20 protein-coding genes are annotated in these 23,572 nt (G+C 56.2%); 10 read left to right on the forward strand and 10 right to left on the reverse strand.

From position 1 onward, the window contains the following. Window positions 1-103: 103 nt before the first annotated feature. The 3 genes from AACY09_RS05500 to AACY09_RS05510 form a co-directional block, all read right to left on the reverse strand. On the reverse strand, window positions 104-1,600 hold the full coding sequence (locus AACY09_RS05500) for a CoA-acylating methylmalonate-semialdehyde dehydrogenase (protein ID WP_339486522.1): 1,497 nt from the start codon (window positions 1,598-1,600) through the stop codon (window positions 104-106). Between the two features lie 98 nt (window positions 1,601-1,698). Further along, window positions 1,699-1,995, reverse strand: a complete 297-nt coding sequence (locus AACY09_RS05505) for a cupin domain-containing protein (protein ID WP_339486523.1) — start codon at window positions 1,993-1,995, stop codon at window positions 1,699-1,701. Next, entirely contained in the window at window positions 1,995-3,341 is a 1,347-nt protein-coding gene (locus AACY09_RS05510) for an aspartate aminotransferase family protein (protein WP_339486524.1), read from the reverse strand. The genes AACY09_RS05505 and AACY09_RS05510 overlap by 1 nt, the downstream gene beginning before the upstream one ends. A gap of 335 nt (window positions 3,342-3,676) precedes the next feature. Here AACY09_RS05510 and AACY09_RS05515 point away from each other — a divergent pair, with 335 nt between their 5' ends. From AACY09_RS05515 to AACY09_RS05530, 4 genes are all read left to right on the forward strand, one after another. After that, window positions 3,677-4,597: a LysR family transcriptional regulator gene (locus AACY09_RS05515; RefSeq protein ID WP_339486525.1), complete on the forward strand. Its 921-nt coding sequence runs from the start codon at window positions 3,677-3,679 to the stop codon at window positions 4,595-4,597. 204 nt (window positions 4,598-4,801) lie between these two features. Then, window positions 4,802-6,172, forward strand: a complete 1,371-nt coding sequence (locus AACY09_RS05520; protein WP_339486526.1) for a nucleobase:cation symporter-2 family protein — start codon at window positions 4,802-4,804, stop codon at window positions 6,170-6,172. Between the two features lie 108 nt (window positions 6,173-6,280). Beyond that, entirely contained in the window at window positions 6,281-7,204 is a 924-nt protein-coding gene (locus tag AACY09_RS05525) for an aldo/keto reductase (RefSeq protein WP_339486527.1), read from the forward strand. Window positions 7,205-7,235: 31 nt separating this feature from the next. Beyond that, on the forward strand, window positions 7,236-8,534 hold the full coding sequence (locus tag AACY09_RS05530; protein ID WP_339486528.1) for an NTP/NDP exchange transporter: 1,299 nt from the start codon (window positions 7,236-7,238) through the stop codon (window positions 8,532-8,534). Here AACY09_RS05530 and AACY09_RS05535 read toward each other — a convergent pair. The 6 genes from AACY09_RS05535 to AACY09_RS05560 form a co-directional block, all read right to left on the reverse strand. Beyond that, on the reverse strand, window positions 8,531-9,496 hold the full coding sequence (locus tag AACY09_RS05535) for a PDR/VanB family oxidoreductase (RefSeq protein ID WP_339486529.1): 966 nt from the start codon (window positions 9,494-9,496) through the stop codon (window positions 8,531-8,533). The genes AACY09_RS05530 and AACY09_RS05535 overlap by 4 nt on opposite strands. After that, complete coding sequence (locus tag AACY09_RS05540; protein WP_339486530.1) at window positions 9,493-10,929, reverse strand: amidohydrolase family protein; 1,437 nt, start codon at window positions 10,927-10,929, stop codon at window positions 9,493-9,495. The genes AACY09_RS05535 and AACY09_RS05540 overlap by 4 nt, the downstream gene beginning before the upstream one ends. A gap of 130 nt (window positions 10,930-11,059) precedes the next feature. Then, the gene (locus tag AACY09_RS05545; RefSeq protein ID WP_339486531.1) at window positions 11,060-11,857 is read right to left on the reverse strand and encodes an ABC transporter permease; all 798 of its coding nucleotides are present in this window, start codon (window positions 11,855-11,857) and stop codon (window positions 11,060-11,062) included. 55 nt (window positions 11,858-11,912) lie between these two features. Continuing rightward, window positions 11,913-12,749, reverse strand: a complete 837-nt coding sequence (locus AACY09_RS05550; RefSeq protein ID WP_339486533.1) for an ABC transporter ATP-binding protein — start codon at window positions 12,747-12,749, stop codon at window positions 11,913-11,915. Continuing rightward, window positions 12,746-13,780: an aromatic ring-hydroxylating dioxygenase subunit alpha gene (locus tag AACY09_RS05555; protein ID WP_339486534.1), complete on the reverse strand. Its 1,035-nt coding sequence runs from the start codon at window positions 13,778-13,780 to the stop codon at window positions 12,746-12,748. Before AACY09_RS05555 ends, AACY09_RS05550 begins: the two co-directional genes overlap by 4 nt. A 66-nt stretch (window positions 13,781-13,846) precedes the next feature. Next, window positions 13,847-14,878 carry an ABC transporter substrate-binding protein gene (locus tag AACY09_RS05560; protein WP_339486535.1) on the reverse strand — a complete coding sequence of 344 codons (1,032 nt, stop codon included), beginning with the start codon at window positions 14,876-14,878 and terminating at the stop codon, window positions 13,847-13,849. A 542-nt stretch (window positions 14,879-15,420) separates the two neighbouring features. Here AACY09_RS05560 and AACY09_RS05565 point away from each other — a divergent pair. The 5 genes from AACY09_RS05565 to AACY09_RS05585 all read left to right on the forward strand — a co-directional run bounded on the left by AACY09_RS05565 (window position 15,421) and on the right by AACY09_RS05585 (window position 20,546). Further along, entirely contained in the window at window positions 15,421-16,086 is a 666-nt protein-coding gene (locus AACY09_RS05565) for a TetR/AcrR family transcriptional regulator (RefSeq protein WP_339486536.1), read from the forward strand. Beyond that, window positions 16,086-16,670 carry an IMPACT family protein gene (locus AACY09_RS05570; RefSeq protein ID WP_339486537.1) on the forward strand — a complete coding sequence of 195 codons (585 nt, stop codon included), beginning with the start codon at window positions 16,086-16,088 and terminating at the stop codon, window positions 16,668-16,670. The genes AACY09_RS05565 and AACY09_RS05570 overlap by 1 nt, the downstream gene beginning before the upstream one ends. A 269-nt stretch (window positions 16,671-16,939) precedes the next feature. Continuing rightward, a complete protein-coding gene (locus AACY09_RS05575) occupies window positions 16,940-18,481 on the forward strand; it encodes an ABC transporter ATP-binding protein (protein WP_339486538.1) in 1,542 nt (513 codons plus the stop codon). Window positions 18,482-18,491: 10 nt separating this feature from the next. Further along, window positions 18,492-19,589 (forward strand): ABC transporter permease, encoded by a 1,098-nt coding sequence (locus AACY09_RS05580; protein ID WP_339486540.1) that lies wholly within the window; start codon window positions 18,492-18,494, stop codon window positions 19,587-19,589. A gap of 30 nt (window positions 19,590-19,619) precedes the next feature. After that, window positions 19,620-20,546 carry an ABC transporter permease gene (locus AACY09_RS05585; RefSeq protein ID WP_339486542.1) on the forward strand — a complete coding sequence of 309 codons (927 nt, stop codon included), beginning with the start codon at window positions 19,620-19,622 and terminating at the stop codon, window positions 20,544-20,546. A gap of 70 nt (window positions 20,547-20,616) precedes the next feature. Here the strand turns inward: AACY09_RS05585 and AACY09_RS05590 are convergent, their stop codons facing one another. Beyond that, window positions 20,617-21,306 carry a Crp/Fnr family transcriptional regulator gene (locus tag AACY09_RS05590; RefSeq protein ID WP_339486543.1) on the reverse strand — a complete coding sequence of 230 codons (690 nt, stop codon included), beginning with the start codon at window positions 21,304-21,306 and terminating at the stop codon, window positions 20,617-20,619. 254 nt (window positions 21,307-21,560) lie between these two features. On the opposite strand from AACY09_RS05590, the gene AACY09_RS05595 reads away from it, so the two are divergent. Next, window positions 21,561-23,528: an alkyl/aryl-sulfatase gene (locus AACY09_RS05595; RefSeq protein ID WP_339486544.1), complete on the forward strand. Its 1,968-nt coding sequence runs from the start codon at window positions 21,561-21,563 to the stop codon at window positions 23,526-23,528. Window positions 23,529-23,572 lie beyond the last annotated feature (44 nt).

Below are 23,572 nucleotides of genomic sequence, written 5' to 3' on the forward strand. Positions count from 1 at the left end.
ATCGCTGCTCCCAGATGGAGCCGCCAGGCAAAATATCCAGACAAAAAAGACCCGTCATATGACGGGTCTTTTTTTAACAGCCAGAGCGCCTGCTTAGGCCCAGTTAACCGTTGCTTGGAAACGCAAAGGATGCTGCTTCATGGCTAGCGCGTTGCGGCCAGCGCTGAGTGATAGCCTTACGACGGGTGTAGAAACGTACACCGTCCGGACCGTAGGCGTGCAGGTCGCCAAACAGCGAGCGCTTCCAGCCGCCGAAGCTGTGGTAGGCAACCGGTACTGGCAGCGGCACATTGACCCCAACCATACCGACTTCAATTTCGTCACAGAACAAGCGTGCCGACTCGCCGTCACGGGTGAAAACGCAGGTACCGTTGCCGTACTCGTGATCGTTGATCAGCTGCATCGCTTCTTCGAGGCTGTTGACGCGAACAACGCACAGCACCGGGCCGAAGATTTCTTCCTGATAGATGCTCATTTCAGGGGTCACACGGTCGAACAAGCACCCACCGAGGAAGAAGCCGTTCTCATTGCCCGCCACGCTAAAACCACGGCCATCGACAACCAGCTCGGCGCCAGCAGCAACGCCTGCATCGACATAGCCCTTGACCTTGTCGCGATGAACACCCGTTACCAGCGGGCCCATGTCCAGCCCCGTCGAGGTACCCGCACCAATTTTCAATGCTTTGATCTGTGGCACCAGCTTTTTGATCATTGCATCAGCAATCTGGTCGCCCACACAAACCGCAACCGAAATCGCCATGCAACGTTCGCCGCATGAACCGTAAGCCGCGCCCATCAATGCACTAACAGCGTTATCGAGGTCAGCATCAGGCATCAGCACGGCGTGGTTTTTCGCGCCGCCCAGCGCCTGAACGCGCTTGCCACGCTTGGTGCCTTCGGAATAGATGTATTCAGCGATCGGCGTCGAACCGACAAAGCTCAGGGCTTTAACTTCTGGCGCTTCGATCAGCGCATCAACCGCCTCTTTATCGCCGTGAACAACGTTCATCACACCTTTTGGCAGGCCGGCTTCCTGCAGCAGTTGCGCGATATACAACGTCGAGCTTGGATCACGCTCGGAGGGCTTGAGGATAAAGCAGTTGCCGCAAACGATAGCCAATGGATACATCCACAATGGCACCATCGCTGGGAAGTTGAATGGGGTGATGCCGGCTACAACGCCGACTGGCTGGAAGTCGCTCCAGGCATCGATATTAGGGCCGACGTTACGGTTGTATTCGCCCTTGAGAATTTCCGGCGCGCCACAGGCGTACTCGACGTTCTCGATACCGCGCTTCAGTTCACCGGCAGCGTCTTCAATGGTTTTGCCGTGCTCTTCACTGATCAGCTTCGAGATAGCGGCTTCATGCTGCTCAAGTAATTGCTTGAAGCGGAACATGATTTGCGCACGCTTTGCTGGCGGGGTATTACGCCAAGCGGGGAAAGCGGCTTTGGCCGAGTCGATGGCTTGCTGGATAGTTGCACGATCAGCCAGTGCAACCTGATGAATAACTTCACCCGTAGACGGATTGAACACGTCTGCGGTACGGCCGGTACCGGCAACTGGCTGACCATCGATTAGGTGATTAACTTGGCTCATGGAACTCTCCGTTAGCAAATACTGTAAGACGGTTGAGTGCGCTTCAACGCGTCAGGGAATCCAGACAAGATGGTCGCCGCTGGCAACCACCCAAAGATTTATTGGGCAACTTTGATTTCGGTCTCGACAAACACCACTTCGTGCGCGCTGGCGTTGACCACATTGTGCTCAACACCGGCTTTGCGAAAGTATGACTGACCAGCCACCAGGGTTGCATGTTTCTCGCCCTCGGGCGTTTCCAGCAGCAGGGTGCCCGCCGTCATGGGCACCACTACATAATCGTAACCATGGCGATGGGCCCCTGTCTCGGCACCCGGTGCAAAGCGCCACTCGGTGACAATGACATCGCTGTTATCAACCTGAACAGTGGCGACCGCCTGGATACGTTTAGTCATTAATTCACCCCTTGTAGCGCTTGGCCGACGGCATCGAACATGCGGTCAAGGTCTTCACGCCTGGCATTGAAGGTTGGGCCAAACTGCAGGGTATCGCCACCGAAGCGAACATAGAACCCGGCTTTCCATAGGGCCATACCCGCTTCGAACGGACGAATCACCGCATCGCCATCGCGCGGGGCCAACTGGATAGCGCCGGCCAAGCCGCAGTTGCGAATATCCACAACGTGATTGGCGCCTTTCAAACCATGCAGTGCAGTGGCGAAATGCGGTTCGATTTCAGCCGCTTGCTGCACCAGATTTTCACGTTTGAGCAATTCAAGCGAAGCCAGACCGGCAGCACAGGCAACCGGGTGCGCTGAATAGGTGTAACCGTGGCTGAATTCAACCATGTGCTCGGGCGATGGCTGGTTCATGAAGGTTTGATAGATTTCACTGGAAGCGATTACTGCGCCCAGCGGTACTGCACCGTTGGTGATCTGCTTGGCCGTGTTCATGATGTCAGGGGTTACACCGAAGTACTCAGCACCCGACCATTTGCCCATACGCCCAAACGCGGTGATCACTTCATCAAAAATCAGCAGGATATTGTGCTGGGTGCAGATTTCGCGCAGACGCTGCAAGTAGCCCACTGGCGGCACGAGCACACCGGCAGAACCGGACATTGGCTCGACGATAACCGCAGCGATGTTTGACGCATCGTGCAGCTCGATCAACTTCAGCAGTTCATTGGCCAGCTCGACGCCACCCGTCTCAGCCATGCCTTTGGTGAACGCCATGCCCGGCTGCAGCGTGTGCGGCAGGTGATCGACGTCCATAAACTGGCCGTACATTTTACGGTTACCGTTGATACCGCCGAGACTGGTACCCGCAATATTCACGCCGTGGTAGCCACGGGCACGGCCGATAAACTTGGTCTTGGCTGGCTGGCCTTTCAGGCGCCAGTAGGCTTTGGCCATTTTTACCGAGGTATCAGCGCACTCAGAACCCGAGCTGGTGAAAAACACGTGGTCCAGACCCGCAGGCAATAAATCCGCCAGTTGCTCGGCAAGCTGGAACGACAGCGCGTGGCCGTACTGGAAGCCTGGTGAGTAATCGAGGGTGCCCAACTGCTTGGCTACAGCTTCCTGGATTTCTTTACGCGAGTGCCCGGCACCGCAGGTCCACAGGCCCGAAAGGCTGTCGTAGATCTTGCGACCCTTGTCATCCGTCAGCCAGCTGCCTTCGGCGGACACAATAAACCGAGGGTCGCGATGGAAGTTACGGTTGGCAGAGAACGGCATCCAGTGAGCATCCAGCTTGAGCTGGCTGGTCACTGGCGGAGTAGCGGTCTGGGGCATGTTCATGGGGAGGCCTCGCTGAGAAGACAATGTTCGGTTAGGGAAACTCCGAAAAACTACTGCGCTAGAGATTACTAAGTTGAAAAATGCTCACAGCCTTCAGGCTGAACGTACTTTAGTACGGCCCCGAAGGGGTGAGCTATGCGAATCAAATGCTCATTTAGGACAACTAAAGTCGGCCGCGACCCCGAGCGGTTCTCGCATCTTTTCGCCTTGTACTCTCTTCGCTCGCTACCTTTTTCAGAAGATCCCTAGAAGTACGCTTGCCAGTAAAGGTGCCACGGGCATAAAGTTGGTAAAACTCAACTCTTCTTATCTTTAGTTAACCGGTTACTAAACTAATGAGCACTCGTCGCCCTGATCCACTTGCCCAAGTCAGCGATTTTGATATTCGCCTGTTAAAGCTGTTCCGTAGCGTGGTCGAATCGGGCGGCTTTTCGGCGGCAGAAAGCGTGCTTGGCATCGGTCGCTCAGCCATTAGCCAGCAAATGAGTGACCTCGAACAACGCTTGGGCTTGCGCCTTTGCCAGCGGGGCCGTGCCGGTTTTGCCTTGACCGAAGAAGGTCGCGAGGTGTTCCAGTCGACCCAGCAATTACTGGCGGCACTGGAAAGCTTTCGAACTGAGGTAAACGGCCTGCACCAAAACCTGCGTGGCGAACTGAATATCGGTTTGACCGACAACCTGGTCACCGTACAGCACATGCGCATTACCAATGCCCTGTCGCGGCTTAAAGAGCGCGGCCCGGATGTGCGGGTGCATATCCGCATGACGCCACCCAGCGAAGTGGAACAAGGTGTACTCGACGGCCGTTTGCATATCGGCGTGGTGCCACAATCCGGCGCACTCTCCGGGCTTGACTACCAGCCCCTCTATGATGAGCGCTCATTGCTCTACTGCGCAGTGGGCCATCCGCTGTTTTATGCCGATGATCAACTCCTTGATGACAAGCGCCTGAACGCTCAGGACGCGATCGCACCCACCTTCCGCTTGCCACCGGAAATACAGACGCACTACCAGGCACTGAACTGCACCGCCAGTGCCTCTGACCGTGAAGGCATGGCGTTCCTGATTCTGACCGGCCGCTACATTGGCTATTTGCCCGATCATTACGCCAGTGCCTGGGTGCAACAAGGTCGCCTGCGCGCGTTAAAGCCAGACTCGCGCTTCTATGACTTAAATTTAGCCGCAGTGACCCGCAAAGGCCGACGCCCGCATTTAGTCCTGGAAAGTTTCCTCGAAGCGCTGGAGGCCGTCAGCTGAGCAGCGCACCATTTCAGGGCGAAGCGCTGCCAACAAGGGCAAAAAAAGATTCACCGAATCGGCTACTCAGCCAGTCAACCGGCGACAACCTCAGGTAAATCAGGGGCTAAGTAAAAACTGTTCAAGTGGACAGCTTTTTGCATTGGAGTTGGAAATAGCTACGCCCATTTCCAATCCCGCAGCCTATGCTGCCCGGAGAACTGCATGTCGACCGATGCACCGCAATCAGATTTGATCTACGGCTTGGACGCCCGCCCGGCGCCGCTAGCCGCCTTCTTCGCCGCACTGCAACATGTGCTGGCCTGCTTCGTCGGCATCATCACACCTACCCTAATTATTGGCGGTGTGCTCGGTTTGGGTGAGCACGTACCCTACTTAATCAGCATGGGCTTAATGGTGTCTGGCGTCGGCACCTTGATGCAAGCCCGCCGACCATTTGGGGTGGGCGCCGGGATGATCTGCGTGCAAGGCACCAGTTTCGCCTTCTTGAGCGCAGTGCTCGCTGCAGGTTTTATCGTCAAGCAACGTGGCGGCGGTCCCGATGAGATACTGGCGATGATCTTCGGCGTATGCTTTTTCGGCGCCTTTATCGAGATGGTATTGAGCCAGTTCATTGGCCGACTGCAGCGTGTGGTTACACCGCTGGTGACCGGGATTGTGATCACCATCATCGGTATCAGCTTAATCAAGGTTGGCATCACAGATGTCGGTGGGGGCTTTAACGCCCCAGATTTCGGAGCGCCCATTAACCTGGCGCTGGGGGGGTTGGTATTGCTGGTCATTATCGGCCTAAACCGCCTGAGCAATCCTTGGCTGCGTCTCTCAGCCATTGTTATTGGTTTATTAATCGGTAGCTTGGCGGCCTACTTGACGGGCGTGCTGGTGCCGAAACCAATCAGTAACCTGCCATGGATCAGCCTGCCGATGCCGTTTATGTACGGCTTTGACTTCGACTGGATGGCATTTGTCCCGGTGGCGTTGATTTACTTGATCACCGCCATTGAAACCACAGGCGACCTGACGGCTAACTGCATGATCTCGCGCCAGCCCATCAAAGGCCCCGAATATCTCCAGCGGATTAAAGGCGGGGTGTTTGGCGATGGCGTGTGCTCATTGATCGCTGCGGCATTTAATACGTTCCCCAACACCACATTCAGCCAGAACAACGGCGTTATCCAGCTAACCGGAGTTGCCAGTCGCTATGTCGGCTACTACATCGGTGCAATTCTGATTCTGCTTGGCCTGTTTCCCATGGTCGGCGCAATCTTGCAGCAAATCCCCAAGCCCGTACTCGGCGGCGCAACACTGGTAATGTTCGGAACCGTAGCAGCCGCTGGCGTACGTATTCTTGCGCAAGCGCCACTGGATCGACGCAGCCTGTTAATTATGGCGACGTCATTTGGCATTGGCCTTGGGGTTTCAAGCCAGCCCGAGCTACTCAGCCAATTGCCGAAACTTGTACAAAGTATCTTTGGCTCAGCGATAACCAGCGGCGGCCTCACGGCAATCATCCTCAACCTCGTGCTGCCGATGGAAGCTCAAAGCGCTGTTGCGCAAGAGGCTGAAACCGCATAGACCGACACAGCCGGTAACAAGAACATTAATGCGGCGTTCTGTATCAGACGGTCATCAGGCTATGATCCTACGATGCGCCTGCAGCGCACCGTTCAAAAAGGAGGATGTATGTCCAGCCGCCGCCACTTCATCCAACGCAGTGCAGCCTTGCTCGGCTTGGCTGCCGTAACCCCTTTGTTACCGAGCTTTGCCTTTGCCAGCGAGCCCAGCCAATTATTGCGTCGCAAAATCCCGGCCAGCGGCGAGATGCTTCCCGCCATTGGCATGGGCACTTCGGGTACGTTTAACGTAACCCCCAATGCAGAAGGCATTGAGCCGCTCGACCTGGTCATGCGCAACTTTATCAATGGCGGCGCCACCTTAATCGATACGGCGCCGAGCTACGGCACCGCCGAGGCCGTCACCGGCCTCTTGCTCAAGCGCATTGATACGCAACACAAGGCGTTTTTGGCGACCAAATTATCGGCAACCGGCCGCGACAACGGCCTGGAGCAGTTCAACGCCAGCTGCAAAGCCTTGCAGACCGACAAAGTCGACCTGCTGCAAGTGCACAATCTGCAAGATACCCAGACGCAGATGGCATTGATGCGTGAACTTAAAGAGCAGGGCAGGATTCGCTACACCGGCATCACCCACTATGTGGAGTCCGCTCACGATGAATTGCTCGCGGCGTTGAAAAAACACCAGCCCGACTTTGTTCAGCTCAATTACTCGGTCGGCGAACGTAACGCCGAGAAACAGCTGCTGCCGTACTGCATGGACAACGGCATTGCCGTGCTGGTCAACCGTCCGTTTATGCGCGGCCGACTGCTGAGCAAGGTTAAAGGGCAGTCTCTACCAGGCTGGGCGATTGATACCGATGCAACGTCCTGGGCGCAATTACTGCTCAAGTTTGCCCTCGCTCATCCAGCCGTTACCGCTGTGCTTCCGGCAACGTCAACACCGCGCTACGTCACCGACAATATCAAGGCAGGCATGGGCCGATTGCCTGATGAAGCATTACGCGAGCGAATCATTCAGGCATTTAGCTGATGGGCAATGTGGGTAACCCGCGGAAGCCTTTGTGACGCCTGCTCAACGGTTAGCCAGTGCCATCAATGCCAAGCCCGATGAGCTGCTAGCCGCCCTGTGTGGCTTTGCCCTATTCCTCTGCCTGTTCAGCGGCTACTTTATGCTACGCCCGATTCGTGAGGCGATGGGCATCGTTGGCGGTGTCGACAACCTGCAATGGTTGTTCAGCGCCACCTTTGTCTTGATGCTGATTGCAGTGCCGCTGTTCGCCTGGCTTAATTCCCATGTCCCGCGAGAGCGCTACATCAACTGGGTCTACGGTTTTTTCATCGTCAACCTGCTGGGCTTTGCCGCGCTGTTTAGCCTGGTTGAACGTGATATATGGCTGGCTCGCAGCTTTTACGTGTGGTTGTCGGTATACAACCTGTTCGTGGTGTCTGTGGCGTGGAGCCTGATGAGCGATGTCTTCGACAGCCAGCAAGCCAAGCGTCTGTTTGCCTTTATTGCGGCCGGTGCCAGTTGCGGCGGCTTGATAGGCCCCGCCTTTGGCGCGTTACTGATTGATCTGCTTGGCGAAAGCGGTTTGATGGTGTGCGCGGCGGCCCTGCTTGCACTGGCCCTGCTGAGCAAAGGGTATTTGATGCATTGGCGGGCCATAAGTGGTGCCGGTAGACCGGGCGCCGAACACAATGAGAGCCCGCAAAAGCCGGTGTTGGGTAACCCTTTCAGCGGCTTCACTCAGGTACTCGCTTCACCCTACCTGCTGGGCATCAGTGCCTTTGTCATTCTACTCGCCACCGCCAGCACCTTTCTCTACTTCGAGCAGGCACGCCTGGTCGCCGAAACCTTCACTGACCGCAACGAGCAAGTGCGGGTATTCGGCCTGATCGACTTTACCGTGCAAGCGCTTTCATTGCTTGCACAGCTGTTTATAACCGGTCGTATTGCCCAGCGCTTTGGCCTTCGCGCCCTCCTCGCTGGCGTACCGTTTCTAGTCTGTCTCGGCTTTATTGGCCTGGCGCTGGCTCCGACCTTCGCCATGCTCGCTGCCCTGATGATTGTGCGCCGCGTAGGCGAATATGCCTGCGTGCGTCCGGGCCGGGAAATGCTCTTTGCCCCACTCGATGCCCAGACCAAATACAAGGCCAAGAATTTTATCGACACCGTTGTCTACCGTGCCGGGGATGCAGCCAGCGCCTGGGCCAAGGCACTGATCGACAATTTGTCCAACGGGGTCATGATTGCTGCACTGGCTGGCGCTGTTTGCGCGGCGGTCTGGGGATTGCTCGGTTGGTACCTGGGCGGACAGCCTAAGCAAACATCCGCCGCTAAATCCGAAACCGCACCTTAAAGATCAAGCACCAACTCCTCACCTGAGCAGGCGGAAACGCAAGGCAATATCCACCGCCCAGATTGGCGCTCGGCATCTGACAAGTACTGATCACGGTGATCAATCTCACCGCTGAGCACAGGGCACATGCACGCGCCGCACATACCCATGCCGCACGACGTAGCAATAGTGACCCCTACCCGCGCCGCCGCAGCCACCAGCGTCTCACCTGCATTGACCAACACCTGTTTGGCGCTTTTGGCCAGCACCAACTGCACAGTCGGCACCTGATGGGTTGTCGGCAGTTCAGGCGCCTGCAGCGGGGCATTGAAGTGCTCACGGTGTTGCGCCGTACTCGGCCAGCCAGCCGCAGTTGCTTGCTCGGCCACGCAGGCCATAAAGCCTTGCGGGCCGCAGCTGTATAGCTGGCTGCCCGGCTGCCGGTTCGCTAACAACTGAGGCAATTGCGCAGCGATATCTGCACTGGACAGACCACTGAACAAGCTGACATCTGGCTGGGCGTGCAGCTCAGCGAGAAACGCACTGTGCGCAAGGCTGCGACTGAAGTAATAAAACTGCACCGGCCGTTGCTGCGCCCGGCAAGCGCGGTACATTGCCAACAATGGCGTCACCCCAATGCCTGCCGCCATCAATACCACTGGCCCAGTGCCTGGCTGCAATGCGAACAAATTTCGCGGTACACCCACCTGGATCCGTGCCCCCAATCGCAGCTGCTCATGCAGCCATTGCGAACCACCACGCGAACGCGGCTCACGCTTGATAGCCAAGCGTATGCAGCCTTCATCGGCCAGATTGGTCAGGGAGTACTGACGCACCAGGCCACCGGCCAATTGCAGATCAACATGGGCGCCGGGCGTCCAACTAAAAGGCAAGGCATCGCCTTTTACCGCGCACAACTCCACGCCGAGAATGCCCTCGGCCTCTTCGCGCAGGCCGCGGACTTTCATCTCGACCCAGTTCATGTGCGCAGCCCCGCACGTTGCTGCAGACCACGCACGGCAGCGGTGGCTTGACGGCCTAATTCAGCCATGTCCAGACCAGCGATGTGATCCTTCTCGACCACCCGCTTGCCGCCGACCAACAGCGCCTGCAAACGGGCGCGGCCACCGCACGCGACCGGGGCTATCGCCAAATCATGCAAGCCGAAATAGCGTGGATCATCCAATGCATAAATCGCCAGATCCGCCGCCATGCCTACGGCCACGCCGCCCAAGGCATCCAACCCAAGCACCTTGGCCCCGCCAGTGGTGCCCCAACGCACCACATCTTCAATACTTGCCGCATCAGCGCCGCCTTCAAACTGGCCACCAGCATAACGTGGCTCGGCCAGCTGGCCCTTTCGCGCACGCTGCAGAAGCCACGCGGCATGGGTTTCACTGAGCATGTCAGCGGCTTCATTCGAAGCGGCGCCATCGACACCAATCGATACAGGCACCCCGGCCGCTTCCAGCGCAACGATGTCGGCAATGCCACTGCCCAATCGCCCATTACTCTGTGGGCAGTGGGCGATTCCGGTGCCGGTTTGGCCCAGCATGCGGATCTCTTCAGGCAGCAACTTCACCAGATGGGCAAACCAAACGTCGCTACCCAGCCATTCATATTCGGCGCAGAACTGCACCGGCGTCATATTGAACTTGCCGCGCGCAGCATCCAGATAATCGACCGTCTCTGAAAGGTGGCTGTGCATACGGATGCCCAACTGGCGGGCCGCTCGTGCGGTTTCCCGTAGTTCTTCGGGCGTGGTCGAATGCAATGTGGTGGTCGGCGCCATCACGATTCGCCGCCGCGAATCAGCGGCGGGATCATGATAAAGCCGGGTTAGACGCTCGACATCAGACAGATAATCCTCAAGCTTCTCCGGGCGCATGGCTTGCGGTAATTCGGCCTCAAGCTGACGCGTTTGAGTAGCTCCGCCGCGGCACAAGACAAAGCGTAAACCCAGCGCATCGGCCTCTTCGAACAAGATCGCCGCGCTATCAAAAGGCATGCCCGGGTAATACAGGTAATGATGATCGGCCACTGTCGCGCAGCCCGACCGAACCAGTTCGACTAAACCAATGCGCACGGCCAAGCGAAAACTCTGCTCATCAAAGGCGCCACGAAAGCGATAAGGCGTCGCCGCCAGCCAAGCAGTCAGGCTCTGGTTAAGCCCTTGCGGCTCACCCTTGAGCAAAGATTGGAAAAGATGGTGGTGGGTGTTGACCCAAGCCGGGTACACCACGCAATCGCGGGCATCAATCTGCGTCTCACCGATCTCTGGCTGTAGCTGACCAATTGCAGCAATGCGTCCATCAACCACGCGAATATCCGGCCCGGCGATTCGCGCGGCACTGCCAGACAAACCGGTGAGAATGGCGCTGGCGTTACGTATTAGCCAACTGCTGTTAGCGTTCATAGACGATCTCCTGATCAAGCTGGCACTTAATAAGCCAGCCGATACGGCCCGCCGCTCTAGGGCGGGCGCTTCTGCCAAATTCAATAACCATCAAAAAAGCCTAGCAAGCCACATGCACAGCCGCTTGGGATCAGCCTTGTTCGCTGTCGTGCCAATGTCCAAGGCTCACCTGAGCCAATGCCGCCATCAAACTAAACAACAGCACCCCGGTCAGGGAAATCAGGACCAATGCGGCGAACAAGCGCGGGATATTCATCTGAAAACCGGCCTGTAATATTTGATACGCCAACCCTGCGCCCGTACCACCGGTGCCCGCTACAAATTCGGCCACCACCGCACCGATCAGGGCCAAGCCACTGGCAATGCGCAGCCCGCCAAAGAAGAACGGCAAAGCACTGGGAATACGCAGTCGCAACAAGGTCTGCCAACGACTCGCACGGTTTAGCTTGAACAGATTGAGCAGCCCCGGATTAACGCTGCGCAGGCCCAGAACCGTGTTTGAGATCACCGGAAAGATCGCCACCAGCGTCGCGCAGACCACCAAGGCCAGGGTGGTATTGCTCACCCAAATAATGATCAGTGGTGCGATGGCCACCACCGGCGTGACCTGCAACAGGATCGCATAAGGGAATAGACTCGCCTCGATGACTCGGCTCTGCACGAACAGAAATGCAGCCAGCACCCCAAGCACCACCGCCAACAAAAACGAGAGCAAGGTGATTTTCAAGGTGACCCACAGCGATCCCAACAGCAAAGGCCCGTCAGTCACCAAGGTGCGGCCAATGTCCGCCGGGCTTGGCACCAGATACACGGGCACCTGCAGAGCTACACAGAGAATCTGCCAAATACCCAGCAGTACGGCGCCAACCAGTATGGGTGCCGCAATTCGCTGGACCCTTGGATTGGCCAGCAATGGCACACTGTTCATTTGTCACCTCCACTGCCCATCAAATCGCGTTTGAAAGCCTCACATAATTGAATGTTCAATGGCCGCCCTCCACGTTCGCTTCGGCCAGCAATGCCGAGAGTTGCGCGCATTGCTGAATAAATTCCGCGGAGGTGCGATAGGCCTCATCGCGCTGCTCCGGCCCCTGAATCATCACATCGGCAATCACCCGACCGGGGCGCGCGCCCATCACCACCACCCGCGACGATAGGTACACAGCCTCGTATATACTGTGGGTGACAAATACGACGGTCAGGTCGCGCGCCGCCCAAAGCTGACGCAAATCGCTGTCCAGGCGATTACGAGTGAACTCATCCAGAGCGCCAAAAGGCTCATCCATCAACAGCAAGTTAGGTTCAGTGGCCAACGCGCGAGCAATCGAGGCACGCATCTGCATGCCACCAGAAAGCTCACGGGGGTAAACATGTCCAAACTGGCCCAACCCCACCATCTGCAACGCATCATTGACGCGCGCCTGGCTCTGCGCACGAGGTACACCGGCCAAATCCAGCGGCAGGCGCACGTTATCGGCGACTTTCGCCCAAGGCATCAGCGTGGCTTCTTGAAACACCATGGCCAGCTTTTGCTCAGCGGCTGCATGGTTGATCTGGCCCTTGCCCCACCAGCGCACATGCCCGGCGGAGGGCTCTTCAAGCCCGGCGAACATTTTTAGCAAGGTGCTCTTGCCGCAACCAGACGGCCCCAGCAGCGAAACGAACTCACCGCGACCAACCTCCAGCTTCAGTCGCTGCAGCGCATGCGTGCCGTTGCCATAGGTTTTCTCGACGCCATTGGCCAGCAACACCGGCACGTCATGGACAGTCGTTTGCGGGCCGTTCTGCGGCAGAGTTGCTGCATTCAAAACGGCGTTCATAACGGCATACCGGCTGGGCGGAATTGCTCCTCTTCACCATGCTTTTGCAGCAAGTCGAAGAGCATTTTGCGCATGATCAGCCCTGGGCGATCGGACTCCATGTGGAACTCCACACGGCGGCGCGTATCAACGCAGGCATCGTAGTCGGTCGCTTCCAGTATCTCCTGGTCTTCACGGGTGATAGGTGCATCCCAGGCGATCAGTTCTTCAGTGCTGATCGCCTCTTCAGTGTCGTTGCGATACAGCCACTGCACCAGTTGAATGCGCTTGTCATCAATCGGCGTCGCGCAGTTATAAATGATGTGGTGGATACCACTGTCGGGATAGGTGCAGCCGAAGCGCCTTACAAAGGGTAAGTGCCAGCGGTTGAACAGATGCCGCGTGGTGGTCGGCGTATCAGTACCGGTTACCCGATAACCAGCCGGTGGATTGTTGATCGGCACAATGGTTTCAGCCTCGAAGCCCCACTCGTTCTGTTCGAGGTTGTACTTCGACGGTTGCGGTTGGTTGATCATGCCAAAGTTGGCTTTGTGCACGAAGGAGAAGTGCGAGTTATCGAAGCTGTTTTCCATAAAGCGCAGCGGACTGGTTTGCCACTCTTCATAAAACTGAAAAATGCGTCGATATGCAGGGGCGCCGTCTTCTTCAAACACAGGAATATCTTGCAACGGCTCGCCCAGGCAGACCCAGACGTAGCCATATTTTTCAGTGCAATGATAGGCATCAGTGCGTGCGCCAGCGGGAATCGGCGCGCCTTCTGCCTGTTGCGGAATGCACACACAGGCGCCGCTTTGGTCGTAGCGCCAGCCGTGGTAGCCGCACACAATCACGCCATCCTCGACCCAGCCTTTGGACAACTGTGCGGTGCGGTGGCAACAGCGATCTGCCAGCGCCACCGGGCCTTGCTTGCCCATAAATATAACCAGACGCTCACTCAGCAAAGTGAATGGTTGTGGGCCTTCTGCCAATTGGCTGACAGGCATCAACGCATACCAGAAGCGACGCAGTACAGGTTGTTGAGTGACTAGCATAAAAAATTCCTCTAACGCGGTTCTACACGCGGCCAATACGGTGCTGGCAGCGCGCAAACAGGGGGATCAGCGTGTGGCTGTCTGGTTGGCTTGCGGCATCACGTTCAAGTCGCGCACGAACTCAGTGCTGTAAGCCTTTTTCCAGTTGGTGTCGGCTTTGAGCAAACCGCTGTTAACCATAAAATCGCGGGTGGCCTGCCAACGCGCATCGGTCATCACACCGATACCCTGGGTGGCTGCATCACCGCCATCAACCAGCTTCAACGCTTTGAGTTGGCTGACGCCCCAAGCGAGCAGTTCGTCGTCCATGCTCGGGTTGTCTTTTTTGATCAGCGCATTGCCCGGGGCAGGGTCTGCCAAGTAGCTTTTCCAGCCCTGCATGGTGGCCGCAACAAAACGCTTAAGCACTTCAGGACGCTGAGCAATCACATCTTCCCGGGTGACCAAGGTTGAGCCGTAAGGCGGGTAACCGGCATCCGCAAACAGGAAGAATTTTGGGTTTTTCCCCGCTTTGGTGGCCTGAAACAACTCAGAGCTGGCGTAGGCCTGCTGCACGGCATTGGTGTTGTTGAAGAACGGTTGCAGGTTGAAGGTGTAAGGCCGCGCCTGTGCGTCACTCAATCCGTATCGGCTCTTCAGCCAAGGCCACCACGTCGTTTGCCCAGAGGTTGAGACCAGTATGGTTTTATCTTTGAGGCCATCAAGCCCGGTAACATCGTCATGGGTCAGCATGCCCTGCGGATCGCCCTGAAATGGCGCACCAATGGCAACTACGGGCATGCCTTGCTCGACACTCTTGAGCACTTGCAGGTCGTAGTTGACGATGACATCGGCTTGTTTGTTGAGCAGCAACTGCATGCCGTTGACCTGTGGCCCGCCCATCTTGATCGTCACATCGAGACCCTTCTCGGCGTAGATGCCTTTGGCCACAGCCTGATAAAAGCCACCATGCTCGGCTTGGGCATACCAAGATGTGAGCAAGACGATTTTGTCGTTGGCGTGAGCCAGAGGCGCTGCAACGCTGGCGCTGAGCAGCGCTACTGGCAGCAGGCGGCGGAGTATAGAAGCGGTGGAACCCAAAGCACTGCGTGATTTCATGGCGAAACTCTCCCAAGGGGAAGACACATAGAAAGCCGCGCCAAACTCGGTAGGAGTCTGGCGGCGAGGGAAACCGGTCGGGGCTGATTGGAACTGGGCGCGCAACAAAGCCCAATGGCTGGAATTGCACAGAGACAGAGGGCGAGGCAGTGGCAAGTAGTGCATGGCTGACATCTCTCTCGTTCTCGGCGCTAAAGCCAGAATCAAGCACCCAAATACCGGGTGTGTAACCGGGGTGGTTACAAGAGCAATGTCCCGCGTCGTTGCCGACACTGACCGCTTCTACTCACTGAAGGTCTTGCAGAGGCTGTGCCAAGATCAACAAAACACCGTTGCAGAGCACTTGCATAAACTAGACTGGAAAAACTCAGGCAGCGCCCGGCATCAAGTTTGCGCATTGCCGGAAAAATACGCACCAGAGCCGTGCACAATTACAGAGCAGATGAATTGGCTACATTTTTTTTTGCCACCGCGCTTGTCACCCAAGCGCCACTGGGGTATCTGTTCATTGGCCCAGCTCACAGAATAATCCGGAACTGCCCATGACCCTTGAAGTGCCAGCGCATCACGCCAACAACAGCGGTAAACCTGCAGGGCGCATCCGTCAGAAAAATGAAGAAGCGATTCTGCTCGCGGCGGAAGAAGAGTTTGCTCGCCATGGTTTCAAAGGCACCAGCATGAATACCATTGCGCAGAACGTGGGCCTGCCCAAAGCCAACCTGCATTACTACTTCACCAATAAACTCGGGCTTTACCTTGCGGTACTGAGCAACATCATCGAGCTCTGGGACAGCACCTTCAATAACCTGACAGTGGACGATGACCCCGCCGAAGCGTTAACCCGATATATTCGGGCGAAGATGGAGTTCTCGCGTCGCCAACCCAAGGCTTCCCGTATTTTTGCAATTGAAGTGATCAGCGGTGGTGAATGCCTCAACGAATACTTCAATGAAGACTACCTCAACTGGTTTCGCGGCCGTGCCGCGGTGTTTGATGGCTGGATTGCGGCAGGCAAGATTGATCAGGTTGACTCCACCCACCTGATTTTCCTGCTGTGGAGCAGCACTCAACATTACGCCGACTTTGCCGCACAGATTTGCCGGGTAAGCGGGCGTTCACGGCTAACCAAGCAAGACTTCGAAGAGGCAACCAACAACCTGATCCATATTATTCTCAAGGGTTGCGGGCTGACACCGCCGAAACTCTGATGGCTTACACCCTCGACAGCCCATGTGAGTACCAAGAAGAAATTCGCAAGAGTCGCTTTATCACCCTGGCCGATCATGTGGACAATCCGGTAGCCGCTCAGGCCTTTATTGATCAGTTCAGTGATCCCAACGCCAGCCACAACTGCTGGGCTTGGAAAGTGGGCCAGCAATACCGCTTCAATGACGATGGCGAACCCGGCGGCACCGCTGGCCGGCCGATTCTGGCAGCCATTGAAGGCCAAGGGTTCGATCAAGTCGTTGTGCTGGTTATCCGCTGGTATGGCGGTATTCAACTGGGCACTGGTGGTTTATCCCGCGCCTATGGCGGCGGCGCCAATAAGTGCTTGCAAGCAGGAGAACGCCTGCTGCTGGTCGAACGCGTGCACTGTGTCTGTCATTGTTATTTTGCCGAGCTGCCCCGCCTAAAAGCCCGTCTAGGCGAGTTTGATGTACTGATCGATCATGAAGAATTTACCGCCCAAGGTGTCGAGTTGAATCTAGCGATTCCCCCTGAACGATTCAACGCATTCACCCAACTGCTGGCCGATCTCACCCGTGGCCGCGAATTACTTATCGCGCCATAGATTGATCAGCGCACCGAGTTCGCCAAGACTCAAGGCGCCTTCGTCATCGAACCATAGGGTGCGAGTCATGCAGTAACACTGCGACGCACCGACATTGCTCCTCAATCCCACAAAAGCGCCCCGAAACAGCGCAATAAAACCGGTTCGCGAAAAAAACCCAATAGCCGGCGACGCTGACAAGGGCTTTTCTGACCTAACGGCCAAGTTTTCACGGTGATTGGCTAAGTTATTGCTTTAGCTGAGGCAGTCGTTTATTTGAGTCACTGCCCATGTCGAGTTCACCCCCACTTGCGCGCTTGCAAATGCGCGGCATCACCAAGCGGTATCCCGGTTGCGTGGCCAATGATCAGATTGATCTGAACATTCAGGCCGGAGAGATCCATGCATTGCTAGGCGAAAATGGCGCTGGCAAAAGTACCTTGATGAAAATCATCTATGGCGTCACCCAGCCCGATGCAGGCGAGATACGCTGGCATGGCGATACGCTGACAATGCGGGACCCCTCGATGGCACGCAACCTCGGCATTGGCATGGTGTTTCAGCATTTCTCACTGTTCGAAACCCTGACTGTTGCCGAGAACATTGCATTGGCCATGGGCCGACAAGCCGGTACGCCGAAACAGCTTGAGCCGAAAATACGCGAAGTATCGAAGCGTTATGGCATGGCGCTTGAGCCTGGACGGCTGGTGCATAGCTTGTCGATTGGTGAACGTCAGCGCGTTGAGATCGTCCGTTGCCTGATGCAAGACATCAAACTGTTGATTCTCGATGAACCCACTTCAGTGCTGACACCGCAAGAAGCCGACGAGTTATTTGTCACCCTGCGCAGGCTAGCCGATGAAGGCTGCAGCATTCTGTTTATAAGCCACAAGCTCGGTGAAGTTCGCGCGCTGTGCCAGAGCGCGACGGTGTTACGCGGCGGCAAAGTGTCCGGCCACTGCATCCCGGCGCAATGTTCAGATTTGGATTTGGCCAAGCTGATGGTCGGCGAAACCGAGGGCCTTGAGGCGCGCCATCCTAAGGTCAGCGGCGGCGAACACTTTCTGCAAGTGGATCAACTTTGCTGGGACAACCCCGATCCATTCGGTGCCTCCCTGCGCGACATTCACCTTGAGGTGCGCAGTGGCGAAATCGTCGGCATTGCCGGTGTTGCGGGTAATGGTCAGGATGAAATTCTGGCCCTGCTCAGCGGCGAACAAGCCTTAAACAAGCGCGATGCGATGCGCATCAACTTTGCCGGTCTGCCCGTTGCACACCTGATGCCCGATGCACGGCGCAAACTGGGTTTGGCATTTGTCCCGGCTGAACGCTTGGGGCACGGCGCTGTACCCGACATGAGTTTGAGCGACAACGCCCTACTCACAGCCTTCCAGCAAGGCCTGGTCAGTGGCGGCATGATCAAGCGCAATGCGGTGCTGGCGTTCGCCGAAGAGATTATCCGCCGCTTTGCAGTGAAAACCCCGGACGCTGAAACCGCCGCTCGCAGCTTGTCTGGCGGCAATCTGCAGAAATTCATTCTCGGTCGCGAGATCATGCAAAACCCCAAGCTGCTCATTGCTGCGCACCCAACCTGGGGCGTTGACGTGGGGGCTGCCACGGCCATTCACCGGGCGTTGATTGCGTTACGTGATGCAGGTGCGGCCATCCTTGTGATCTCCGAAGACCTCGATGAGCTGTTCCAGATATGCGACCGCATTGGCGCCCTGAGCAGCGGCAAGCTGTCGGCGCTGGCCAATACCCTGGAGACCACCCCAGTTGAGGTCGGGCGCTGGATGGCAGGCCAATTCAACACTGATGCAGTTCTGAGCTGACGGAGTTTTTATGTTGTTATCCCTTGAACCTCGCGGCCAGCAATCACGCGCCATGCTCTGGTTGTCACCGGTATTGGCGGCAGCGCTGACCCTGCTCTGCGGCTCGCTGCTGTTTGTTATGCTCGGTCTCGACCCATTGCTGACCTTGCAAACCCTGCTCATTTCGCCCTTGAGTGACTGGTATGGGGTGTCTGAATTATTGGTCAAGGCCCTGCCGATTCTGCTCTGCGCCCTAGGTCTGGCCGTGGCTTACCACGCCCGCATCTGGAATATCGGCGCCGAAGGTCAGTTACTACTCGGCGCGTTAGCGGGCAGCGCCGTTGCAGTCCATATCATTGACTGGGAAACCCGCTGGGCTTTGGTCCTGGTTATCAGCGCAGGCATTGCTGCGGGCGCGGCCTGGGCAGGGCTGACAGCGTGGTTGCGCACTCAATTCAATGCCAACGAAATCCTCACCAGCATCATGCTCAACTACATCGCCCTGAACCTGCTGCTGTACTTCGTCCATGGTCCGCTGAAAGATCCTGAAGGCTACAACTTCCCTGAATCGGCGATGTTTGGTGATTTCAGTCGCCTGCCCTTGCTCACTGAGGATGGCCGGGTTCATGCAGGCCTGTACTTCGCCTTGCTGGCGCTGGTCGCCGTCTGGGTGTTGCTGCAAAAGAGCTTTCTGGGTTTTCAGATCAAAGTGCTTGGTCTTGATCGCCGCGCCGCCGGGTTTGTTGGCTTTCGTGAAAAGCGCCTGGTCTGGTTCGCGCTGCTGGTCAGCGGTGCATTGGCAGGCCTTGCCGGTGTCGGTGAAGTCGCCGGGCCGATCGGCCAACTGGTGCCACAGGTCTCGCCCGGTTACGGCTACGCCGCCATCACCGTGGCCTTTCTCGGTCGCTTGAACCCGCTGGGTATCGTTTTCGCCAGCCTGTTGATGGCGCTGCTGTATCTGGGCGGCGAAACCGCGCAGATGGCGATGAATTTGCCGCAAGCCATTACCCAGCTGTTCCAGGGAATGATGCTGTTTTTCCTACTCGCCTGCGACGTGCTGATTTTGTATCGGCCACGCCTTAAGTGGAAATGGACCAAGCGCCCTGCCGCGCAAAATGCTTTGGCCTAACAACAGTCGCGTCGAATGTGAGGAAGCTGTATGGATATCGATTTACTGAGCAATATTTTCTTCGCCATGGTGCGCACGGGCACGCCGTTGCTACTGGTTGCGCTGGGTGAAATGGTCTGCGAGAAAAGCGGTGTGCTCAACCTTGGCCAGGAAGGCATGATGCTGTTTGGCGCGGTGATAGGTTTCATCATCGCATTCAGCACCGGCAACCTGTGGCTCGGCGTGCTGCTGGCGATGGCCGCCGGGATGCTGCTGTCGCTGTTATTTGCAGCAGTTGCCTTGGGCTTTAATGCCAATCAAGTGGCCACAGGCTTGGCCTTGACCATCTTCGGCGTGGGGTTATCGACCTTTGTGGGCGCGGCCTGGGTGGGCAAGCCACTGACAGGCTTTGAGCCGGTGGTTATTCCTTTTCTCAGCGACATCCCGCTGATTGGTCGCATGCTGTTTGCTCAGGATTTACTGATATACCTGTCATTCGCCTTATTTGCCTTGGTCGCCTGGGTCATGCTGAAAACCCGTGTCGGCCTTATCGTACAGGCTGTGGGTGAAAACCCGGACGCTGCCAGCGCCATGGGCCTGCCGGTCCTGCGCGTGCGCACCTTAGCCGTGGTGTTCGGTGGCGCCATGGCGGGGCTGGCCGGGGCTTATTTGTCGCTCGCCTACACCCCGATGTGGGCCGAGAACATGACCGCCGGGCGCGGTTGGATTGCCCTGGCGCTGGTGGTGTTTGCCAGCTGGCGCGTGTTCCGTGTACTGCTGGGCGCTTACTTGTTTGGCTTGGCCAGCATCCTGCACCTGGTTGCCCAAGGCGTTGGTTTGTCGATACCGTCGAACTTGCTGGCCATGCTGCCCTACGTGGCGACCATAGTGGTGTTGGTGTTGCTGTCGCGGGACCCCATCAAAACGCGTCTGTTTGCCCCGGTATCATTGGGTAAACCTTGGCAGCCGGGTCATTAATTCGTGCTATTGAACGGCAGACCGAGGAGGGTCTGCCTTGGCTTGTTGAACACTGCAAATTCCAACTTTTTTAAGCCGGCAACTTAACGCCCTGCGCCACTTGCTCAAGTGCATCTGGGCATAGAATCTCAACAGTTCCATAGCCGCAGCGCACCACGCCCATAAGTTCAAGTCGCTTTAACGCGTCATGAGCGCCTTTGCGCGACAGGCCCGCCATCGCACCGATATCAGCCTGTGAGGTTTTTGGCAGAAAAGTTGTTTCGCTAATGATCGCAAGGCGCTTTAAAGTTTTAGCGATTCGAGTTGTGGCATCAAACGTTGTGAGTGCATCAAGTGTCATCAGAGTTACATCATAAGTGAGTGCCGTGAGTAAATTGCACCACTGCCAATAACCCGGTTCATCCTGAACAATCTTATCCAGGTTGGGTTTACTCAGACGCAGGCAAACGCTTTCTGTGTAAGCAAGGGTGTCAACGCGGCGAACCCCGCCACAAAAAAAAGCCAACTCGCCGGTCCAGGCACCCGGGGTAAATAAGTGGACCAAACTTGAAGCATCAACCCGTGGTGGTAATTGGCATGCCAGGCAGCCACTGGCGAGCCCAACAATGGCGTTACCCGGTGTGCCGTGGCGCAAGATGACTTCGCCCGCGACATAATGATGAAGCGTCGCTCGACTCAGCACTGCATCCTGAAATTCAACCGGTGTATGTGAGAGCCAGCCATTGCTTCGCAGTGACTGCGCTGCCGCTAAAAATTCCATCATTTGACCTTTTTCGCAAATTGTCACTTTGGATACATTTTAGTCCAATTTTTTAGACTACCTTTATTGATAAATTTACTTAGGCCGCCTTTACTATTGCCGTGGTTGGCCCGCGATAGACGTATTGGCTGGATAAGAGCAAAAAAAACAATCAACAGCCTAAGTGCAACTCGGGACTCGCAAATTCTGACGTAAAGAAAGCAAACAGGACTTCCATTGGTTGTTGGAAGAATGATTATCAAGGAGTAGTAAACATGCTTGCACTTGCATCAAAACGGTTATCCATCGCCGTACTTTCCACCGCTGTTTTTGCCACCAGCGCCTTCGCCGCGCCGAATGAAGCAACTGATGCGACCAAGAAAGCTAACGACGCCATCGCCAACTATTTGCCGTTTACCAACAAACAAGATTTCGAAGATGCCAAGCGCGGCTTCATCGCTGACCTGCCTAGCCCGGTAATCAAAGGCAAAGAAGGCAACACGGTAATCGACTTAGGCCAGTACGACTTCCTCAAGAAGGAAGGTGACACCCCGGCAACCGTGAATCCGAGCCTGTGGCGTCAATCCCAGCTTCTGGCAATTCGCGGCCTGTTCAAAGTGGTTGATGGCATCTATCAGGTGCGTAACATCGACTTGGCAAACATGACCTTCATCCGCGGCAAGACCGGCTGGATCGTTATCGACCCGCTGACCTCGGACGAAACCGCCAAAGCGGCACTGGACCTGATTAACGACAAAGTCGAGAAGCTGCCTGTTTCGGCTGTGATCATCACTCACTCCCATGTTGACCACTTCGCAGGCTTGCGTTCAGTCGTCAACGAAGCTGATGTTAAATCTGGCAAAGTTCCATTGATCGTGCCAGAAGGCTTTATGGAAGAAGCGGTAAGCGAAAACGTATTCGCAGGCACCGCCATGAGCCGTCGCGCTTCGTACATGTATGGCAACCTGCTGCCTAAGAATCCACAGGGCAACGTCGGTGGCGGTCTGGGTATCACCACTGCTGCCGGTGACATCACCCTGATCGAGCCGAACAAGCTGATCAGCAAAACTGGCGAAAAATTGACCGTCGATGGTATCGACGTTGAATTCCAGATGGCGCCAGGCACCGAAGCCCCAGCAGAGATGCTGTTCTACTTCCCGCAGTTCAAGGCGCTGGATCTGGCCGAAGACGCCAACCACACCCTGCACAACATCCTTACCCTGCGTGGCGCGAAAGTGCGTAGCGCACAAAAGTGGTCCACCACACTGGGTGAAACCATCGACATGTGGGGCGACAAGGCTGAAGTTTCCTTCGGCAGCCACCACTGGCCACAATGGGGTCAGGATAACGTTGTAGAGCATCTTGAAAAACAACGCGACCTGTACAAGTACATCAACGATCAAACGCTGCGCATGGCTAACCAAGGCATGACTATGCACGAAATCGCTGAAGAGTTCGTACTGCCAGACAGCTTGGCCAAAGAGTTCTACAACCGTGGTTACTACGGCGATCTGAAGCACAACGTACGTGCAACTTATCAGCTGTACCTTGGTTTCTGGGACGGCAACCCAGCGAACTTCAACCCACTTCCGCCCGTTGCAGAAGCCAAGAAGTACGTTGAAATGGTCGGCGCCGACAAGATGCTGGCAACGGCTAAAGATGCATACGCTCAAGGCGACTATCGCTGGTCGGCAACTGTCTCAAACAAGCTAGTGTTCGCTGATCCAAAGAACCAGGCTGCACGTGATATTGAAGCAGACGCGCTTGAACAAATGGGTTATCAGGCCGAGTCCGGTCCAGCCCGTAACTTCTACCTTAGCGGTGCTCAAGAGCTGCGCAACGGTGTGAAAGAGATGGCGACGCCGAACACCAGCTCGCCTGACATCATTCGCGGCATGACCACTGAAATGTTCCTCGACTTCCTGGCCATCCACCTCAACGGACCTAAGGTTGGCGATAAGAGCTATGCCTATAACCTCACCTTCCCGGATACCAAGGAAAAGTATCTGTTGACCGTGAAAAATGGCGTGCTGAACTACAGCAAAGACAAAGTCGGCGACAAAGTTGATGGTTCTGTAACACTGAACCGCAGCGTTCTTGACGACATTGCTCTGGGTAACCTGAAAATGGGTAACCTGACTGAAAGCGGTGACGTGAAGATCGACGGCGACGCAGCTAAGTTCAAAGAAATGCTGAGCAACCTGGACACCTTCGGTTTCTGGTTCAAAATTTCTGAGCCTTAAGCTACACAGCGAAACCTGATCCGCAACAGATTAACGCCCCGAAC

The organism is Pseudomonas sp. EL_65y_Pfl2_R95, from assembly GCF_963971045.1.
In the GTDB taxonomy this organism is placed as follows: domain Bacteria; phylum Pseudomonadota; class Gammaproteobacteria; order Pseudomonadales; family Pseudomonadaceae; genus Aquipseudomonas.

What these genes read in the sequence shown, in the direction of transcription:
- AACY09_RS05500 (WP_339486522.1), bottom strand. Translation starts at nt 1,600, where the DNA reads ATGAGCCAAGTTAATCACCTAATCGATGGTCAGCCAGTTGCCGGTACC.
- AACY09_RS05505 (WP_339486523.1), bottom strand. Translation starts at nt 1,995, where the DNA reads ATGACTAAACGTATCCAGGCGGTCGCCACTGTTCAGGTTGATAACAGC.
- AACY09_RS05510 (WP_339486524.1), bottom strand. Translation starts at nt 3,341, where the DNA reads ATGAACATGCCCCAGACCGCTACTCCGCCAGTGACCAGCCAGCTCAAG.
- AACY09_RS05515 (WP_339486525.1), top strand. Translation starts at nt 3,677, where the DNA reads ATGAGCACTCGTCGCCCTGATCCACTTGCCCAAGTCAGCGATTTTGAT.
- AACY09_RS05520 (WP_339486526.1), top strand. Translation starts at nt 4,802, where the DNA reads ATGTCGACCGATGCACCGCAATCAGATTTGATCTACGGCTTGGACGCC.
- AACY09_RS05525 (WP_339486527.1), top strand. Translation starts at nt 6,281, where the DNA reads ATGTCCAGCCGCCGCCACTTCATCCAACGCAGTGCAGCCTTGCTCGGC.
- AACY09_RS05535 (WP_339486529.1), bottom strand. Translation starts at nt 9,496, where the DNA reads ATGAACTGGGTCGAGATGAAAGTCCGCGGCCTGCGCGAAGAGGCCGAG.
- AACY09_RS05540 (WP_339486530.1), bottom strand. Translation starts at nt 10,929, where the DNA reads ATGAACGCTAACAGCAGTTGGCTAATACGTAACGCCAGCGCCATTCTC.
- AACY09_RS05545 (WP_339486531.1), bottom strand. Translation starts at nt 11,857, where the DNA reads ATGAACAGTGTGCCATTGCTGGCCAATCCAAGGGTCCAGCGAATTGCG.
- AACY09_RS05550 (WP_339486533.1), bottom strand. Translation starts at nt 12,749, where the DNA reads ATGAACGCCGTTTTGAATGCAGCAACTCTGCCGCAGAACGGCCCGCAA.
- AACY09_RS05555 (WP_339486534.1), bottom strand. Translation starts at nt 13,780, where the DNA reads ATGCTAGTCACTCAACAACCTGTACTGCGTCGCTTCTGGTATGCGTTG.
- AACY09_RS05560 (WP_339486535.1), bottom strand. Translation starts at nt 14,878, where the DNA reads ATGAAATCACGCAGTGCTTTGGGTTCCACCGCTTCTATACTCCGCCGC.
- AACY09_RS05565 (WP_339486536.1), top strand. Translation starts at nt 15,421, where the DNA reads ATGACCCTTGAAGTGCCAGCGCATCACGCCAACAACAGCGGTAAACCT.
- AACY09_RS05570 (WP_339486537.1), top strand. Translation starts at nt 16,086, where the DNA reads ATGGCTTACACCCTCGACAGCCCATGTGAGTACCAAGAAGAAATTCGC.
- AACY09_RS05575 (WP_339486538.1), top strand. Translation starts at nt 16,940, where the DNA reads ATGTCGAGTTCACCCCCACTTGCGCGCTTGCAAATGCGCGGCATCACC.
- AACY09_RS05580 (WP_339486540.1), top strand. Translation starts at nt 18,492, where the DNA reads ATGTTGTTATCCCTTGAACCTCGCGGCCAGCAATCACGCGCCATGCTC.
- AACY09_RS05585 (WP_339486542.1), top strand. Translation starts at nt 19,620, where the DNA reads ATGGATATCGATTTACTGAGCAATATTTTCTTCGCCATGGTGCGCACG.
- AACY09_RS05590 (WP_339486543.1), bottom strand. Translation starts at nt 21,306, where the DNA reads ATGGAATTTTTAGCGGCAGCGCAGTCACTGCGAAGCAATGGCTGGCTC.
- AACY09_RS05595 (WP_339486544.1), top strand. Translation starts at nt 21,561, where the DNA reads ATGCTTGCACTTGCATCAAAACGGTTATCCATCGCCGTACTTTCCACC.